This window comes from Streptomyces cavernicola (assembly GCF_029968035.1).
Lineage (GTDB): Bacteria > Actinomycetota > Actinomycetes > Streptomycetales > Streptomycetaceae > Streptomyces > Streptomyces cavernicola.
Window position 1 is genome coordinate 219034 of record NZ_JASCIQ010000005.1, and the last position, 17214, is coordinate 236247.

The following is a 17214-nucleotide window of genomic DNA, read 5'->3' on the forward strand; positions in this document are numbered from 1 at the left end:
CCGTACCGACACCCGCCCCCGTACCGACACGCACCCGCACGCAGTCCCCCGTCTCCCCGCCCTAGGAACTGCCCGTGTCCACCAAGCTCTCGCCCCCTGACCTGCCGGCGCCCGAGGCCACCCCGGGCCTGCGGCGCAGCCTCAAGCGCTTCGACATCACCGCCATGGCCGTGGCCGCGGTGATCTCCTTCGACACCGTCGGACAGATCGCCACCGGCGGCGGCGAGGCCGCCACCTGGACGGCGGCCATCGCCGTGTTCTTCCTCATCCCGTACGCCCTGCTCTTCGCCGAGACCGGTGCCGCGTTCCCGCAGGAGGGCGGCCCGTACATGTGGGTCAAGCTCGCCCTCGGCCGGCCCGCGGCGGCGCTCACGACCCTCTTCTACTGGGTCACCAACCCGATCTGGCTGGGCGGTTCGCTGGTCTTCCTCGCCGCCGAGACCTGGGACGGCTTCGTCTTCCACCTGGGCTCGGGCACGTTCGCCGACTACGCGTTCAAGCTCGTCTTCGTCTGGGCCGCCATCCTCACCGCGGTCGTCTCCCTCAGCCGCGGCAAGTGGATCACCACGGCCGGGGCGATCGTGAAGGTCCTCTCCCTCGCCCTGTTCACGCTCACCGCCGTCCTGTATGGGGCCCAGCACGGCTTCCGGGGCCTGGCCGACGCCAGCTTCACGCCGACGACGGCCGGTTTCCTCGCCCTCGTGCCGATCCTGCTCTTCGCGTACGTCGGCTTCGAGGCGCCGAACGCCGCGGGCGAGGAGATGCACGACCCGCAGCGCGACGTGCCCGCCGCACTCGGCCGCTCCGCGACCATCGCCGCCTGCTGCTACCTCCTGCCGGTCCTCGCGCTCCTCGCCGTCGTGCCGGCCGGGAAGGTCACCGGCGTCGGCGGCTTCATGGAGGGCGCGCGGCTCGTCTTCGGCGTGTACGGCGGCGCGGCCGGGCCGCTCCTCACGCTCACCGCGGTCATGTTCGTCTTCGCGCTCCTCACCCAGGGCAGCGCGTGGATGATCGTCTCCGACCGTATGCAGGCCATGGCCGCGGCGGACGGCGGCTTCTTCTCCCGCGCGCTCGGGGCGTTCCACCCGAGGCTCGCGACGCCGGTGCGGACGAACCTGCTGTCCGGCGCGGTCGCCACGGTCTTCATGTTCGCCGCGATGCAGCTGGCCGACGGCGACACGGCGGCGGTGTTCACGGTCGTCCTCACCGTGGCGGTGACCACGCTGCTCCTGTCGTACTTGGTCGTCGTCCCCGCCCTCGTGGTCCTGCGGCTGCGCCGCCCGGAGGTCCGCCGACCGTACCGAGTCCCGTTCGGGAACCGGGGGTTCGTGCTCTGCGCGGCCCTGGTGTACGCGTGGATCCTGGTCGGCTCCTGGTCGGCGCTGTTCCCCGGGGTCCTGGAGGGGCTCTTCGGCATCGACTACGTGTTCAGCGAGATCTGGGGCGTCTCCCGGCTCGCGTTCGAGACCTTCACCCTCGGTACGGTCGCGCTGCTCCTCCTCGTCGGGGCGGTCGGCCTCGCGGTGGCCCGGCGTACGGACCGGGGCGTTGACCGAGGCGCTGACCGGGGCGCGGCGGCCGACGGCTGAACGCGCCCGCGCGCCCCGGGCAGGGCTCGACCTGGGAGGTCGGGCCCTGCCCCTGTTCCCTCCCCTGCCGCTACTCCAGGTCGAGGAAGGTCCAACTCGCCTCGGGCCGGGCCCCGCTGAGCCAGGTCCCGCAGTTCTGCAGGACGACCGGGCTGGAGGTGATGTGCTGGGACCCCGTGCCGAGGTCGCGCAGGAACCGCTCGATCGGGCCGCGTCGGATCGCCGCCGTGCCCGCCCAGCGGTGGACCGTCCTGCCGACGCCGAGGGCGGTCGACGTCGCGTGGTTGAGGGCGAGCCGCAGCAGGGTGTCCTGCTCGGTGTCCGTCAACTCGCCCGCGTCCAGGGTGAGTTCGATGCCCCGCCACACCTCGGCCGCCCAGGCGCGCGCCGCCCGGAGCTCGGCTTCCGCGGTCGCGTACTCGGCGTGGAACTGGGAGGTGTCGACGGCGGCGTTACGGCTGCCGCTGCGGGCCGCGGCGACCGACTTCAGCTCGTCGAGGAGGCGCCGCCCGACGCCGAATGCCCAGCCGGTGTGCCCGAGCGCGGACAGGTTGACCAGGCCGAGCCGGTAGATCGCCCCACCGTTGGCGGGGGTGGTCGTGGTGGCGGGATAGGTGTGCGTCGCCGGGACGTACGCCTCGTCGCAGTGGTAGTCGACGCTGTGCGTGGCGCGCAGGCCGAGCACGTCCCAGTTGCCGTCGAGGACCACCTGCTCCTTGGGCATCGCCAGGACGCGCAGCTCCCCGGTGCCCTCGACCTGGATCGCGCTGTGGATGTGGCTGGCGTGCGCCATGCCGGAGGCGAACTGCCAGGCGCCGCTGACGAGGAAGCCGCCGTCCACCGGGACCGCCCGGCCGGGACGGGTGCCGTGCCCGGCGAGCAGCGCGTGCTTCCCGCTCGGCACGTCGGGGAACAGCTCCGCCGCCGCGGTGGGGCCGAGATAGGCCGCGGTGGTGGCGGTCATCACCTGCAGCGCCTGCATCGTCCAGCCCGCGGCGGCGTCGTGGTAGCTGATCCGCTCCACCATCTCGATCAACTGGCGCGGGGAGAACTCGTGGCCGCCGAGGCTCCTCGGCAGTCCGGCCCGTACGACCCCCGCGTCGAGCACAGCCCGCGCGGTGTCGTCGGTGTGCCGCCCGAGTTCCTCGGCGGGCGCCGCGTCCGCGTCGAGGGTCGCGCCGAGCGCCTCTATTCGCTCCAGCACTGCGGGAAATTCCGGGCTGAGGTGCAGTCCGGGTGTGGCCGCCATCAGAACCTACCCAGGGGACGCCCCGCTTCAGCGGGGTGGGGAATGGCTTCTGCGTCCTGCTCTGACCTCAACTGTGTGCACGGATCTGCACTGTCCATCTGAACCGCCTTTCCTGCCGCACTAGACCTGCGACATCTGTATATTCATCGTGTGACTGTGACCAGGAAGGTTCGCCGATTCTCCGGCGGCGTGCACGACCTCGGGCTCCACGTGGTGTGGTGCCCGAAGTACCGCCGTCCGGTCCTCGGCGGCAGGGTCGCGGAACGCCTGGACGAGCTGATCCGGCAGAAGGCAGACGAGCGAGGGTGGGAGATCATCGCTCTTGAGGTGATGCCCGACCACGTGCACCTGTGCGTCAAGCACGACCCCAAATCATCGGCCTCGTACGTCGCGAACCAGTTCAAGGGCTTCACCTCCCGCATACTTCGCTCGGAGTTCCCGCACCTGAAGTCGCGGATGCCCACGCTGTGGTCGTCGTCGTACTTCGCAGCCTCGGTCGGCGCGGTGTCGGCGGCCACGGTGGAGAAATACATCAACACCCAGTGGGAGCGCCCCTCGAAGAAGGGGAAGGGGGACGCCTCGTGATACGGGCGTACAAGTTCCTTCTTCGCCCCACGTCCGGTCAGGAAGCGTCGTTGCGCGCGATGCTGGCCGACCACTGTTCCCTCTACAACGGCGCGCTCCAGGAGCGCCGCGACGCCTACGCGCACTCGTCCCAGACGAAGATCAAGTACGGGGACCAGTCGGCGCAGCTCAAGGACATCCGCACCTTCGACCCGGAGCGTCAGGGACGCTGGTCGTTCTCCAGCCAGCAGTCCACGTTGCGCCGGTTGAACGTCGCGTTCGTCGCGTTCTTCAAGCGGGCGCAGAAGCGGACGGCCGCGCTCGCCCATGGGGTGCCGAAGGAGCTGGCACCGAAGGCCGGGTACCCACGCTTCAAGGGCGTCGGGCACTTCGACACCGTCACGTTCCCGAAGGACGGCGACGGCTGCCGGTGGGATTCCGCCCCTCACGACACCCAGACCCGCGTACGGCTGCAAGGCATCGGGCATGTCCGCGTGCACCAGCACCGCCCCGTACGGGGCCGGGTGAAGACGGTCAGCGTCAAGCGCGAGGGACGTAAGTGGTATGTGATCATCACCTGCGACCAGGTCCCCGCCGAACCGCTCCCGGCCACCGGGGCGATCGTCGGTATCGACATGGGCATCACCCACTTCCTGACCACGTCGCAGGGCGAGCAGGTTTCCAACCCGCGTTTTCTCCAGGCTTCCGCCGATGAGCTGGCAGCCGCACAACGCGTCCTGGAAACCTTCCCGAAGAACACCAGACGGCGCACGAAGAAGCATCGGGCCGCCGCCCGGCGGGTGGCGAAGATCCACGCGAAAATCCGGCGACAGCGTCTCGACCACCACCACAAGCGGGCCCTCGACCTGGTCCGTGACAACGACGTGATCGGGCACGAGACGCTGAACACGGCGGGCATGACCAAGACGCCCGGCCCCAAGCCCAACCCGGACCAGGACGGCGCGTTCCTCCCGAACGGTGCCGCCGCGAAGGCCGGACTGAACAAGCGGATCCTCGACGCGAGTTGGGGGCTGTTCCTCGGAATCCTGGCGAACAAGGCTGAGAGCGCCGGTCGCCGAGTGATCCCGGTGGACGCCCGCAACACCTCCCGCACCTGCCCGCCCTCCGCCGGAGGATGCGGGCACGTCGCCAAGGAGAACCGCGTCACCCAAGCGAAGTTCGAGTGCGTCAAGTGCGGGTTCGTAGAGAACGCCGACATCGTGGGCGCACTGAACGTCGAGCACAGGGCCGGGCTGGCCCTCTGCGCGGAGGCTTAGCCACCGACGCAGGAAGCCCGCGACTTTGGTCGTGGGTGGAGTCACGGAGGGTCTCTCCTTGCTTGCGGGACCAGGTCGGGCGATGTCAACTAGCCTGATTCTGGCTCAAGTTGACCGTCGTTTCCGATCTTTACGCGCCGTCTTCAGCTGACGTGTCACGAACGTCATGTGCTGGCTGTGGCCCGCCTCGATCCACCGTCCCGGGGTGCCTGTGCCCTCGCTGCCGGACTCCCGCGCGCAGGCGTCGAGCCAGCGGTCGCCCGCGCTGAAGTGCGGTCCCCGGAAGTCCATGTCCGCGCTCTCGACGAGTTGCCGGGCGAGCGACCGGATACGTTCCGCCCGATCCGGTCCGCCGCCGGTCGGAGCCTTGGCCAGGAGGAACGTGCGCTCCGTCGTGTACCGCAGCAGGCCCCACGCCGGTCCGCCCCCGCGCTCCGCCGGCTGGTCCGCGCCGCCGATGTCCTGCGCCCCGTAGTCGCCGTACGTCAGGAGCGGAGCCTCGGCCTCGGTGGCGTGCAGCACCATGTGCAGGACGTCCCAGTCGAAGCGGTGCGGCTCGGTCAGTCCGCCGACCGGGACGTCGCTCACCTCCCGCGGCACAGCCCCGGCGATGAGCGCGACCGTCCGCCACGGGTGTAGCCCGGCCAGCAACTCCAGCGCGCGCACCACCCACTTGTCGGCCCTGTGGTGCTCGTCCGTGACCGCACCCAGGTCGAGCAGAAGGTCCAGCGGGATCGCGTGCGGCCCCGCCGTGCCCCGTATCCGCCCGATCAACTCCCGTACGGATTCGGCCTCGCGCTCGTCCGGCAGCACGGGCAGCAGCACCCGTATACCCAGGCCGTCGCCGCTCGCGCGGGCCGCCTCGGCTGCCGCGTACTGCTGCCGCTCCGCGCGCTCGGTCCCCGTCACCGGCCGCAACCGCCCGGCGGCGAGGAGATCCCGGAGCACCGCGTCGACCGGTCCCGGCTCGTCCTCCACATGGCAGGCGTCCACCCAGCCGGGCAGCGCCCGCTGCGCCCGCAGGATCGCATCCGCAGCGGCCCGCACATGCCCGGCCAGGGCCCGCAGGTCCCGGTCGTGTCCGGGCTCCGCCCCGTGCCCGACCGGGCGTACGGGCCCTGCCCTGGGCGGGATCGTCCACAGCGGCGCGGTGCCGGCGCGGACATGGGAGGCGAGTCCCGCGTACGCCCGGAGCGCGCTGCGGCGGGCCGGCAGCGCGGGCACGTAGAGCGGTGGGCGCCCGGTGATCGGTAAGTGCTCGGCCAAGTCGAACAGCTCCCGTCTTCCCCGCGAGAACGTCCTGGTCGCAGGGTCACGCGGGAGCGGGGGCGAGGGAAGGGGGCGTATTCGGCCACGGCTGAATCTCCCCCTCCCCGCCCCTTCCCGAAAGACCGCCGTCAGCTACGGGGGCTCCACCCCCGAACCCCCGCACCCCGGGGCTGCCGCCCCTGGACCCTCACGCCCCGGGGCTGCCGCCCCTGGACCCTGCTTCGGGGCTGCCGCCCCGGCCCCCCACCACGGGGCTCCACCCCGGACCCCCTCCCGGGGGCCAGCCCCCGGCCCCCCCGCTCCTCAAACGCCGGAGGGGCTGAATTTGCCCCTGCCCCTCAAACCCCGCAGGGGCTGAATCTTGCGGGCTGCGGCGGGATTCAGTCCCGGCAGGGGCTGATCTTTTAGGGGCGCGGGGAACTGCGCGACCAGCCACAACGGCGCAGCAGACAAACGAAGACCGGGAACGGGGCGAAGCCCCGGCTTTCCAGGGGCGCGGGGAACTGCGCGAGCGACCACGACGGTGCCGCAGGCGAAGAACGACCGGGTTCGGGGCGAAGCCCCGGTTCATTCAGGGGCGCGGGGCTGTGACACATGCGGCTCCGCCGCGTGGGCGCGATCAGCCACGACGGTGCGGCAGTCAAAAGGCGGCCGGGGAGCGGGGTACGGGGGCGCAGCCACCGGAGCTGCCCGTCAGGACTTCGGGAAGGGGCGGGGAGGGGATCAAAGCAGGAGAGCCGCGCGCCGCTTGCCATAGCGAGAACCGAGACCGATGCTGATCGGGTTAACGAACGATCCCGACCAGCGGGCGTACGTTATACCGAACGATGACTGAAGGTGAAGGGGGTAGGGCGTGAGCGTCTCCGAGGATTCCGTCCGGGACATGCTGGCCGCCAATCTGAAGCGGGCCCGCAGCGAGCGGGGGCTCTCGATCTCCGAGCTCTCACGGCGCTCGAAGATCGGCAAGGCGACCCTGTCGCAGCTGGAGTCGGGGGCGGGCAACCCCACGATCGAGACGGTGTTCAGCCTCTCCCGCGTCCTGGAGGTGCCGATCTCCGACCTCCTGGACGCGGCCCCCACCAGCGGTCTCACAGTGGTCCGCGCCGAGCAGCAGGAGGTGCTCAGCGGCGAGGGCGTGGACCTGCGCCGGCTGCAGCGGATCGAGTCGGGTGACACCGTCTTCGAGGTCTTCGACCAGCAGGTTCGCGGCGGCCGCAAGCAGGAGTCGCTCGGTCACGTGGGCACCGAGCACACCATCGTGCAGGCCGGCCGCCTGCAGGTCCAGGTGGAGGGCCAGGAGGTCGAGCTGGGCCCCGGCGACTACGTCGGCTTCGACGCGGCGCTCCCGCACAGCTACGCGGCGCCCGACGCGGCCGTCCGCTCCGTGCTGCTCCTGCAGTACCGGGCCGACCAGCGCCTGCACCTCGCCGACGCCACCCCCGCGGGCGCCCACGAGGCGAAGGACTGACCCGCCCGGCGACCCCTCCCCGCGACCCCCGCGCACGGCCCCGAACCCTCCTCCCGAGATCCCGGAAAGTTCACCCTGACGTGACCGTTGACACACCCTGACCCCCGTCGTACGTTCCTGTCGTTCGGTTTAACGAACGAGGAGGTTCGATGTACGGAACACGGGTTGTGGTGCTCGGCGCCGGGATCGTCGGCTCCGCATGCGCCCGTGAGCTGGCCCTGGCCGGTCTGGACGTCACGGTCGTCGACCGGGGCGCGCCCGCCTCCGCGACCACGGCGCACGGCGAGGGCAATGTCCTCGTCTCCGACAAGGGACCTGGCCCCGAGCTCGAACTCGCCCGGATCTCCCGGGAGTTGTGGCCCGAGGTGCTCGCCGCCACGGCGGAACGCTCGGCGCACGCGGCGCGGGCCGTGGAGTGGGACCCCAAGGGCGGCATCGTCGTCGCGACCACCGAGGCGGGCGCGAAGGGCCTGGCCGACTTCGCCGCGGCCCAGCGCACGGCGGGCGTACGGGCCGAGGTCCTGGACGCCGGCGAGCTGGCGAAGGCCGAACCGTACGTCACCCGCGACCACACCGCCGCCCTGCACTACCCGGAGGACGCGCAGGTGCAGCCCGCCGGGGCGGCCGCCGCGCTGCTCGGCGACGCGCTCGCGGCGGGCGCCCGGCTGCGGACCGGCTGCGAGGTGCTCGGCGCGGCCACGCGCGGCGGCCGGATCACCGGGGTCCGCACCACCACCGGCCTGATCGAGGCCGACCTGTTCGTGAACGCCGCGGGCCCCTGGGCGGGCGAGCTCTCCGCCCGCCTCGACGCCCCCGTCGACGTACGGCCCCGGCGCGGCGACGTCCTCGTCACGACGCCGCTGCCGCCGACGGTCTTCCACAAGGTGTACGACGCGGACTACGTCGGCGCGGTCGGCAGCAGCGCCGAGGACCTGCAGACCTCGGCGGTCGTGGAGTCCACGCACGGCGGCAGCGTCCTGATCGGCTCCTCGCGCCGCCGCGTCGGCTTCGACGACCGGCTGCGCCCCGAGGTCCTCTCCGCCGTCGCCGCGAAGGCCCTCCGCCTCTTCCCGTCCCTCGCCGGCGTCCCGGTGATGCGCGCGTACGGCGGCTTCCGGCCGTACGTCCCCGACCATCTGCCGGTGATCGGCGCCGATCCGCGGCTCGACGGCCTCTGGCACGCGGGCGGGCACGAGGGCGCGGGGATCGGCCTGTCCGTGGGCACCGCCCGGCTGCTGCGGAACCTGGTCCTCGGCGAGGAGCCCGTCATGGACGCGAGCCCGTTCCGGGTGGACCGACCGGCCGTACTCGGCCCGAACTCGCCTGAGAACACCGGGAGTTCACACCGCACGGAGAGCGAGGAGACCGCATGAGCCCCAGACGCGTGCGCGCCGAGTCCGACGCCGTCGGCAGGCAGGACCGGCCGCTGCGGATCACCGTCGACGGCGAGCCGGTGGACGGCGTCGAGGGGCAGACCCTCGCGGGCGTCCTCCTCGCCGCCGACCGCCTCGCCTGGCGCCGGGGCCGCTCCGGGGCGCCCCGCGGGGTGTTCTGCGGCATCGGCGTCTGCTTCGACTGCCTGGTCACGGTGGGCGAGGACCGCGACGTACGCGCCTGCCGCCGCCGGGCACGCGACGGCGACGAGGTGACCACGCAGAGCCGCGCGCCGGGCGGCCTCGTCGACCGGAACGAGCCCACCCCACCCCCTACGGAGAAGTGATGACACACCGTGACATCGTCGTCGTCGGGGCAGGTCCCGCCGGGCTCGCCGCCGCCGAGGGGGCGCTCGCCGCCGGGGCACGCGTGACGCTGATCGACTCGGCCGACCAGCCGGGCGGCCAGTACCACCGCATGCTCCCCGAGGCGTACGAGGCGACCCGGCCCGAGGCGCTGCAGCACGGCTGGACCGCCTTCCAGCGGCGGCTGCGCCGGGTCCGCGGGCATCCTGACTGCGCCTGGTGGTCGGAGAGTTCGGTGTGGGCCCTCGAACGCCCCGATCCCGCCCCCGACCGTGACTCCGACCTCGACCGCGACCCCGACCGTGACTCCGACCCCGACCGCGACCGCGAGCAGCCGAGGCCCCCGCGCGTGCACGTCCTGCGCGGTCCGGCCGACGGCTCCGGACGACGGCGTACGACGCTCGAACCCGACGCGCTGGTCCTCGCCGTCGGCGCCCACGACCGCGTACTGCCGTTCCCCGGCTGGGAGTTGCCCGGCGTGTTCACCGCCGGCGCGGCCCAGGCGCTCGCCAAGGGGGAGCGGGTCGTGGTCGGCGACCGTGCGGTGATCGCGGGCACCGGGCCGTTCCTGCTCCCGGTGGCCGCCTCGCTCCTGGAGGCCGGGGCCCAGGTCCTGGAGGTCCTGGAGGCCAACACCCCGCGCACCGTCGCCCGCGGCTGGTCGCAACGCCCCTGGCAGCTCGCCGCGCAGGCCGGCAAGTCCGGTGAACTCGCCGAGTACACCGCCCTGTTGCTGCGTCACCGGGTCCCGTACCGCACGGGCCGCACCGTGGTCGAGGCGCGCGGCGACGGGCGGGTCGAGGAGGTCGTCACCGCACGGCTGCGCCCGGACTGGTCAGTCGTGCCCGGCAGCGAGCGCACGCTCGCCGTCGACGCGGTCTGCGTCACGCACGGCTTCAGCCCGCAGCTGGAGCTGCCGGTGGCCGCGGGCTGCGCCCTGCGCGGCACGCTCGGCGGCGAGTTCGTGGCCGTCGACGACGATCAGGCCACCAGCCGCCCCGGCGTGTACGCGGCCGGGGAGATCACCGGGGTCGCGGGCGCGCCGGCCGCCCGCGCGGAGGGCGCGCTCGCCGGCTGGCGCGCCGCAGGCGGCGACCCGGACACGGCCGCCGTACGCCGTCTGCGCCGCAGCCGCGACCAGGGCCGGGCCTTCGCCGAACGCCTCGCCCGCGCCCATCCGATCGGCGCGGCCTGGCCCGGCTGGCTGCGCCCCGAGACCGTCGTCTGCCGCTGCGAGGAGGCCGACTACGCCTCGCTGTGCCGGGCCGCCGCCGACCCGGCCGGTTCCGCCGCCCGCGTCGCCAAGCTCGCGACCCGGGCTGGGCTCGGCCCCTGCCAGGCCCGGGTCTGCGGCCCCACGGTCGCCGAGCTGAACGCCCGCCTGTCCGGTGCGCCCGCCGACCGCGAGGCGGAGGGCCTGCCGGTCCCCGCGCCGCACCGGCGGCCGCTCGCCCAGCCCATCCGGCTCGGCGAACTCGCCGCCGCACCACAGCCCCCGCACCAGCCCTGAACCACCGACCTCCGCAGTACCCAACTCCCGTACGAAGGAGCCCAGTTCATGAGCAGCACCGCGCAGCAGAAGTCCCTTTCCCTCGGCGGCGTCGTCGTGGCCACCGCACTCCCCTACTACGAGGACGCCGCCGCCCCGGCCGGTCTCGCCGTCGACCACGACAAGTACGCCGAGCACTGCCGCTGGCTGGTCGAGAACGGCTGCCGCGGCGTCGGCCCGAACGGCTCGCTCGGCGAGTACTCCTCGCTGACCGACGACGAGCGCCGCCAGGTGGCCCGTACCGCGAAGGAGGCCGTCGGCGACGCGGGCGTCGTGGTCGTCGGCGTGCACGGCCCCGGCTCGCACCAGGCCAGGCACTGGGCGGAGCTCGCCGCCGAGGACGGCGCGGACGGGCTGCTCTGCCTGCCGCCGACGATGTACCGCGCCAACCGCGGCGAGGTCCTCGCCCACTTCGAGGCCGTGGCCTCGGTCGGCCTGCCCGTCATGGTCTACAACAACCCGATCGACACCAAGGTCGACCTCACCCCCGACCTCGTCGGGGAGATCGCGCAGATCGACAACGTCGTAGCGATCAAGGAGTTCTCCGGGGACGTGCGCCGCGTCCTGGAGATCCGCGAGCAGGCGCCCGGCATCGAGGTGATCAGCGGCGCCGACGACGTCGTCCTGGAGAGCCTCCTGATGGGCGCGACGGGCTGGTTCGCCGGCTTCCCGAACGTCTTCCCCGCCGAGTCGGCCCGCCTGTACGAGCTCGCCGTGAACGGCAAGCTGGAGGAGGCGCGTGCGCTGTACGAGCCGCTGGTCGCCGCGTTCCGCTGGGACTCACGGACCGAGTTCGTGCAGGCCATCAAGCTCGGCATGGAGGAGGTCGGCCGGTACGGCGGCCCGTGCCGCCCGCCGCGCGGCCCGCTCACCCCGCAGATGCGGGAGCAGGTCAAGGCGGACATGGCCCGCGCCATCGCATCCCTGGAGAACGCCGACTCCGCTGCGCAGGCCTCCTGATGAGGTCGATCCGCACGATCAGCGCCGTCGACTCGCACACCGAGGGCATGCCGACCCGCGTCGTCACCGGCGGCGTCGGCCCGATCCCCGGCGACACGATGGCCGAGCGCCGCCGGTACGCCATGGAGCACCTGGACGGGCTCCGCCGGTTCCTGGTGGACGAGCCGCGCGGGCACTCGGCGATGAGCGGGGCGATCCTGCAGCCGCCGACCCGCCCGGACGCCGACTGGGGCGTGCTCTACATCGAGGTCAGCGGCTTCCTGCCGATGTGCGGCCACGGCACCATCGGCGTGGCCACCGTCCTCGTCGAGACCGGCATGGTCGAGGTCAGCGAGCCGGAGACCCGGGTCCGCCTGGACACCCCGGCCGGCCTCGTCGAGGCCCGGGTGACGGTCCGCGACGGCCGCGCCGAGAAGGTCACGCTGCGGAACGTCGACTCCTTCGCGCTCGAACTCGACGCGTCGGTCAAGGTCCCCGGTCTCGGCGAGGTCCGCTACGACATGGCGTACGGCGGGAACTTCTACGCCATCGTCGAACTCGACCAGCTGGGGCTGCCGTTCGACCGCTCCCGCAAGGACGAGATCCTCGCCGAGGGCCTGTCGATCATGCACACGATCAACGAGCTGAACCGTCCGGTGCACCCGGTCGACCGGCTCATCCACGGCTGCAAACACGTCCAGTTCATCGCCCCCGGCTCGGACGCCCGGCACTCGCGCAACGCCATGGCCATCAACCCCGGCTGGTTCGACCGCTCCCCGTGCGGCACCGGCACCTCGGCGCGCATGGCGCAGCTGCACGCGCGCGGCGAACTCCCCCTGCACACCGAGTTCGTCAACGAGTCCTTCATCGGCACCCGCTTCACGGGCCGCCTCCTGGAGACCACGGAGGTCGGCCAACTCCCCGCGGTGGTCCCGGAGTTCTCCGGCCGAGCCTGGATCACGGCCACGGCCAACTACCTCCTCGACCCGACGGACCCGTTCCCCCACGGCTTCGTGCTGTAGGGGGCGCCCTTCAGGGGCGCGGGGCTGTGACATTTGCGGCTCCGCCGCGGGGCGCGAGCAACCACGACGAACCGGCACCCGGCAGTGCACGAACAGCCCCCGGACGCAACCCGCAGGGGGAGCCCACAACAACCCGCACGCACCACGGAGGGGACCCCCATGTCCCGTACCACCCCGGTGATACCCGGCGACCGGAGAACACCCCCAGGCGGGGCCCGCCTACTGTCCAGACAGGGCATCTTCCGGCTGAAGCCCGTAGACCCCTCGGAAGAGGAAACCCACGGCGGCCTCCGCCGCACCATGGGCCTCTGGCAACTCGTCGCGCTGAGCCTCGGCGGCCTCGTGGGCGCGGGCGTCTTCTCGCTGGCCGGCGTCGTCGCCCACGAGGACGCCGGGCCCGGCGTGATGATCTCGTTCCTGATCGCCATCATCGCCAGCACCGCCGCCGCCCTCTGCTACGCCGAGTTCGCCGGCACCATCCCGAAGGCCGGCTCCGCCTACACGTACTCGTACGCCGCGCTCGGCGAGGTCGTCGGCTGGCTGATCGGCTGGGACCTGCTGCTCGAGTACACCGCCATCGTCGCGGTGGTGGCCATCGCGGTGTCCGGTTACTTCTCGTACATCCTGGAGCGGATCGGCATCGATCTGCCGGCCTGGATGCTGGGCGCGCCCGGCACCGGTCCCGGCCACAAGGTCGACCTCTTCGCCGCCCTGCTCTGCCTGCTGCTCGCCTTCGTCCTGTCCCGCGGTACGAAGGAGTCGGCGCGCTTCGAGACGATCCTCGTGGTCGTCAAGCTCGGCATCGTCGCCCTGGTCGTGGTCGCGGGCGCCTTCCACATCTCGGCCGGCAACTACTCGCCGTTCCTGCCGTTCGGCATCGGCGGCGCGTTCACCGGCGCGGCGACCGCCTTCTTCGCGGTGTACGGCTACGACGCGATGAGCGCGGCCGCCGAGGAGAGCGCCGAGGCGAAGAAGGTGCTGCCGAAGGCGATCGTGATCTCCCTGGCCATCGCGGCGGTCGTCTATCTCCTGGTCTGCGTCGTCCTGTTGGGCATGCAGGACTACCGCGAGATCGACACGCAGAGCCCGTTCTCCAGCGCGCTCGGCGCGGTCGGCCTCGGCGGGCTCGGCATCGTCGTCGCGGTCGGCGCGATCATCGGCATCACCACGTCCGCGTTCGCCAACATGCTGGCCGTGTCGCGGGTCTGGTACTCGATGAGCCGGGACGGGCTGCTGCCGCGGTACTTCGCGAAGAACCACCCGAAGCGGCACGTGCCGACGCGGGTGATCTGGCCGGTGGGCATCGGCTCCGCGTTCATCGCCGGGGTGCTGCCCATCCGGGAGGCCGCCGACCTCACCAACATCGGCATCCTCGCGGCGTTCTCCGTCGTCGCGGTCGCCGTGGTCGTACTGCGCCGCACCCGCCCGGACCTGCCGCGCTCCTTCCGCACCCCGCTCGTCCCCCTCGTACCGGCCGTCGGGGTCGCCTTCTCGGTCTGGCTGATCGCCAACCTGGACCCGATCACCTGGTTCCGCTTCGCGGGGTGGATGGCGGTCGGCCTGGTCCTCTACTTCGCGTTCGGCATGCGCAACTCGGAGGAGAACAAGCCGAGTTCACCCTCGGAGGACAACCTTCCCGAGCCCCGCGACGGGAGCTCCGCATGAGCACGCAACCGCCCCCGGCCCACGACCCGCGCACCGTCCGCAAGGTGATGACGGCCTCGGCCATCGGGCACTTCGTCGAGTGGTACGACTTCGCCGTCTACGCCTACGCGGCCCCGGTGATCGCCGCCCTCTTCTTCCCCGACGCCAACACCTTCGTCGCCCTCCTCTCCACCTTCGCCGTGTACGCGGTCGGGTTCGTGATGCGGCCGGTCGGCGCGTTCCTGCTCGGCAGCCTCGGCGACCGGATCGGCCGCAAGCGGGTCCTGGCCGGCGTCATCCTGGTGATGGGCTGCGCCACGACGGGCATCGGCCTGCTCCCCACGTACGCGCAGATCGGCGTGCTCGCCCCGGTCCTCCTGGTCCTGCTCCGCCTCGCGCAGGGCTTCTCGGCGGCGGGCGAGACCATCGGCTCCAACTCGTTCGTCGCCGAGCACGCCCCGCAGAAACGGCGCGGCTTCGCCGTCGGCATGGTCTACACGTGGTCCAACCTGCCCCCGGTCCTGGCCGCGCTCCTCGTGTACTTCCTGACGGGGGCCATGAGCAGTGCCGCGTACGAGAGTTGGGGCTGGCGCGTGCCGTTCCTGCTCGGCGCACCGCTGGCCGTGGTCGGCCTGTACATCCGCACCCGCGTCGACGAGTCCCCCGCCTTCGCCGCCGTACGGAAGGCCAAGCGGGTCTCGGCCGCGCCGATCCGCACGGTGTGGCGCGAGCACCGCAAGGAGATGGCCGTCTGCTTCGCCATCGCGGCCGTCGCCAGCCTCGGCTACTACTCGCTGACCGGCTACTTCTTCACGTACCTCACGGTCACGATCGGCATGACCGAGTCGGCGGCGCTGCTGTCCAACAGCATCGCCCTGACGGTCACGTTCGTGACGGTGCCGCTCGCCGCCGCCCTCTCCGACGGCATCGGCCGCAAACGCGGACTGCAGCTCGCCGCCGCCCTGAACGCGCTGGTCGCGGTGCCCGCGTATCTGCTCGCCGGGCAGGCGGACCTGCCGAGCGCGATCGTCAGCCAGGGCCTGCTCGCCCTCAGCCTGGGCATGTTCTTCGGCCCGGCCGGCGCGGCGTTCGTCGAGCTGTTCCCGGCCCACACCCGCTACTCGGGCGCGTCCGTCAGCTACAACCTGGCGTTCACGCTCTTCGGCGGCACGGCGCCGCTCCTGTCCATCTACCTGATCGAGCAGACCGGCAGCACGATCGCCCCCGCCTGGTACGTCGTCGCCGTCTCGGTCGCATCCCTCCTGGTCATCGCCCGGATGACGGAGACGGGCGGGCGCTCGATGCTGCCCGAGGACGTACCGATTCCGAGCCCCTCCGCCGCACAACGCCCCTCCGCCGTACAAGGAGAGAAGGAAGCACGATGAACGCCGTCGTACGCGAACCCGATGCGGCGGTGGCCGCAGCCGCCGCGGCAGCCCGCACCTGGGCCGAACTGCCCCTGCCGGAGCGGGCCCACGCCCTGGAGACGGTCGCCGACGCGCTGGAGGCGGAGCGCGCCGACCTGGTGGCCCTGGCGAACGCCGAGACCCACCTCGACGCGCCCCGCCTGAACGGCGAACTCACCCGTACCGCCTTCCAGTTGCGCCTCTTCGCCGAGGAGGTGCGGGCAGGCGCGTTCCTCGACGTCCGCATCGACCGCGCCGACCCGCAGTGGCCCACGGGCCCCCGACCCGAGCTGCGCCGCTACCGCACCGCGCTCGGCCCGGTGCTGGTCTTCGCGGCGAGCAACTTCCCGTTCGCGTTCAGCGTGGCGGGCGGCGACACCGCGTCGGCGTGGGCGGCCGGCTGCCCGGTGATCGTCAAGGCGCACCCGGGCCACCCCGAACTGTCCCGCCGCACCGCCGGGATCATCCACGCGGCACTCGCCAAGTCCGGTGCGCCGGACGGGGTGTTTGCCCTGATCGAGGGCGTGCAGGCCGGGATCGACGCGCTCCGCCACCCGGCCCTGAAGGCAGCCGCGTTCACCGGCTCGGAACGGGCCGGCCTCGCCCTGGCCAGGATCGCCGCCGACCGCCCCCGACCGATCCCGTTCTACGGCGAGTTGGGCAGTGTCAACCCGGTGGTGGTGACCCCCGCCGCGGCCCGCACCCGGAGCCAGGAAATCGCCCAGGGCTACGCGGCCTCCCTGACCCTCGGCGCAGGCCAGTTCTGCACCAACCCGGGCCTGCTCTTCCTCCCGGCCGACGCCCCGCTGGTGGACGACATCGCCCGACTCCTCGGCGAAACCCCGCCCGCCCCGATGCTCGGCCCGTGGATCTCCGAGGCGTACGTCGACGGGGCCCGCCGCCTCGCGGACCTTCCCGGCACGCACCGGCTCGTCTGGCCGGACGACGACTCCGCCCCGTCCCCGCGCCTCCTCACCACCGACCTGCCCACGTTCGCGGCGACCCTCGCCCCGATGGCCCAGGAATGCTTCGGCCCCCTCGGCCTGGCGGTGACGTACGACGACCTGCAGGACCTGCCCGCCGTACTGGCCGCTCTCCCGGGCCAACTCACCACGACCCTGCACGGCGAGCCCACCGAGGCCGAGCAACTCACCTCTCTCACCGCGACGTTGGCGGAACGCAGCGGCCGCGTCCTGTGGAACGCCTGGCCGACAGGCGTCTCGGTCACCCCCGCCATGCAACACGGCGGCCCCCACCCGGCGACAACGGCCCCCACGACGACCTCAGTGGGCACAGCAGCCCTGACCCGCTTCCTCCGCCCGATCACCTACCAGTCCTACCCGGAGGCTCTGCTCCCGCCGGCGTTGCGGGAGGGGAATCCTTGGGGGGTGCCGCGGACGGTGGATGGTTAGCGACTGCGCCTACGGGGGACGGCCCGCCTGCACATCGACGTGGACTCCGGTCGATGTGCAGGCGGGCGTCACTCACCCAGGAGCTGT

General features: G+C 72.5%; 14 protein-coding genes. 12 read left to right on the top strand and 2 right to left on the bottom strand.

Going from position 1 to position 17214, the window contains the following annotated elements:
* The first annotated feature begins 74 nt into the window (after positions 1–74).
* Positions 75–1589, top strand: a complete 1515-nt coding sequence (locus QIS96_RS07125; protein ID WP_282541539.1) for an APC family permease — start codon at positions 75–77, stop codon at positions 1587–1589.
* A gap of 70 nt (positions 1590–1659) precedes the next feature.
* Here the strand turns inward: QIS96_RS07125 and QIS96_RS07130 are convergent, their stop codons facing one another.
* Positions 1660–2793: an acyl-CoA dehydrogenase family protein gene (locus tag QIS96_RS07130; RefSeq protein ID WP_282541540.1), complete on the bottom strand. Its 1134-nt coding sequence runs from the start codon at positions 2791–2793 to the stop codon at positions 1660–1662.
* A 201-nt stretch (positions 2794–2994) separates the two neighbouring features.
* Between QIS96_RS07130 and tnpA the strand changes: the two genes are divergently transcribed.
* Both tnpA and QIS96_RS07140 read left to right on the top strand, forming a co-directional pair.
* Positions 2995–3423, top strand: a complete 429-nt coding sequence (tnpA, locus tag QIS96_RS07135; RefSeq protein ID WP_282541591.1) for an IS200/IS605 family transposase — start codon at positions 2995–2997, stop codon at positions 3421–3423.
* On the top strand, positions 3420–4679 hold the full coding sequence (locus tag QIS96_RS07140; RefSeq protein ID WP_282541541.1) for an RNA-guided endonuclease InsQ/TnpB family protein: 1260 nt from the start codon (positions 3420–3422) through the stop codon (positions 4677–4679). The genes tnpA and QIS96_RS07140 overlap by 4 nt, the downstream gene beginning before the upstream one ends.
* Positions 4680–4784: 105 nt before the next feature.
* Here the strand turns inward: QIS96_RS07140 and QIS96_RS07145 are convergent, their stop codons facing one another.
* Positions 4785–5945, bottom strand: coding sequence for a beta family protein (locus QIS96_RS07145; protein ID WP_282541542.1), 1161 nt, complete (start codon positions 5943–5945; stop codon positions 4785–4787).
* A gap of 856 nt (positions 5946–6801) precedes the next feature.
* Between QIS96_RS07145 and QIS96_RS07150 the strand changes: the two genes are divergently transcribed.
* The 9 genes from QIS96_RS07150 (at position 6802) to QIS96_RS07190 (ending at position 17127) form a co-directional block, all read left to right on the top strand.
* Positions 6802–7416 carry a helix-turn-helix domain-containing protein gene (locus QIS96_RS07150; RefSeq protein ID WP_282541543.1) on the top strand — a complete coding sequence of 205 codons (615 nt, stop codon included), beginning with the start codon at positions 6802–6804 and terminating at the stop codon, positions 7414–7416.
* A 149-nt stretch (positions 7417–7565) separates the two neighbouring features.
* Positions 7566–8789 (top strand): NAD(P)/FAD-dependent oxidoreductase, encoded by a 1224-nt coding sequence (locus QIS96_RS07155; protein WP_282541544.1) that lies wholly within the window; start codon positions 7566–7568, stop codon positions 8787–8789.
* Positions 8786–9136: a (2Fe-2S)-binding protein gene (locus tag QIS96_RS07160; RefSeq protein ID WP_282541545.1), complete on the top strand. Its 351-nt coding sequence runs from the start codon at positions 8786–8788 to the stop codon at positions 9134–9136. Before QIS96_RS07155 ends, QIS96_RS07160 begins: the two co-directional genes overlap by 4 nt.
* Positions 9136–10665: an FAD-dependent oxidoreductase gene (locus QIS96_RS07165; protein ID WP_282541546.1), complete on the top strand. Its 1530-nt coding sequence runs from the start codon at positions 9136–9138 to the stop codon at positions 10663–10665. Before QIS96_RS07160 ends, QIS96_RS07165 begins: the two co-directional genes overlap by 1 nt.
* Before the next feature lie 48 nt (positions 10666–10713).
* On the top strand, positions 10714–11664 hold the full coding sequence (locus tag QIS96_RS07170; RefSeq protein ID WP_282541547.1) for a dihydrodipicolinate synthase family protein: 951 nt from the start codon (positions 10714–10716) through the stop codon (positions 11662–11664).
* The gene (locus QIS96_RS07175) at positions 11664–12665 is read left to right on the top strand and encodes a proline racemase family protein (RefSeq protein ID WP_282541548.1); all 1002 of its coding nucleotides are present in this window, start codon (positions 11664–11666) and stop codon (positions 12663–12665) included. Before QIS96_RS07170 ends, QIS96_RS07175 begins: the two co-directional genes overlap by 1 nt.
* A 159-nt stretch (positions 12666–12824) precedes the next feature.
* Positions 12825–14330, top strand: a complete 1506-nt coding sequence (locus QIS96_RS07180; protein WP_282541549.1) for an amino acid permease — start codon at positions 12825–12827, stop codon at positions 14328–14330.
* Positions 14327–15694, top strand: coding sequence for an MFS transporter (locus QIS96_RS07185; RefSeq protein ID WP_282541550.1), 1368 nt, complete (start codon positions 14327–14329; stop codon positions 15692–15694). Before QIS96_RS07180 ends, QIS96_RS07185 begins: the two co-directional genes overlap by 4 nt.
* Positions 15691–17127: an aldehyde dehydrogenase (NADP(+)) gene (locus QIS96_RS07190; protein ID WP_282541551.1), complete on the top strand. Its 1437-nt coding sequence runs from the start codon at positions 15691–15693 to the stop codon at positions 17125–17127. Before QIS96_RS07185 ends, QIS96_RS07190 begins: the two co-directional genes overlap by 4 nt.
* The last annotated feature ends 87 nt before the right edge of the window (positions 17128–17214 follow it).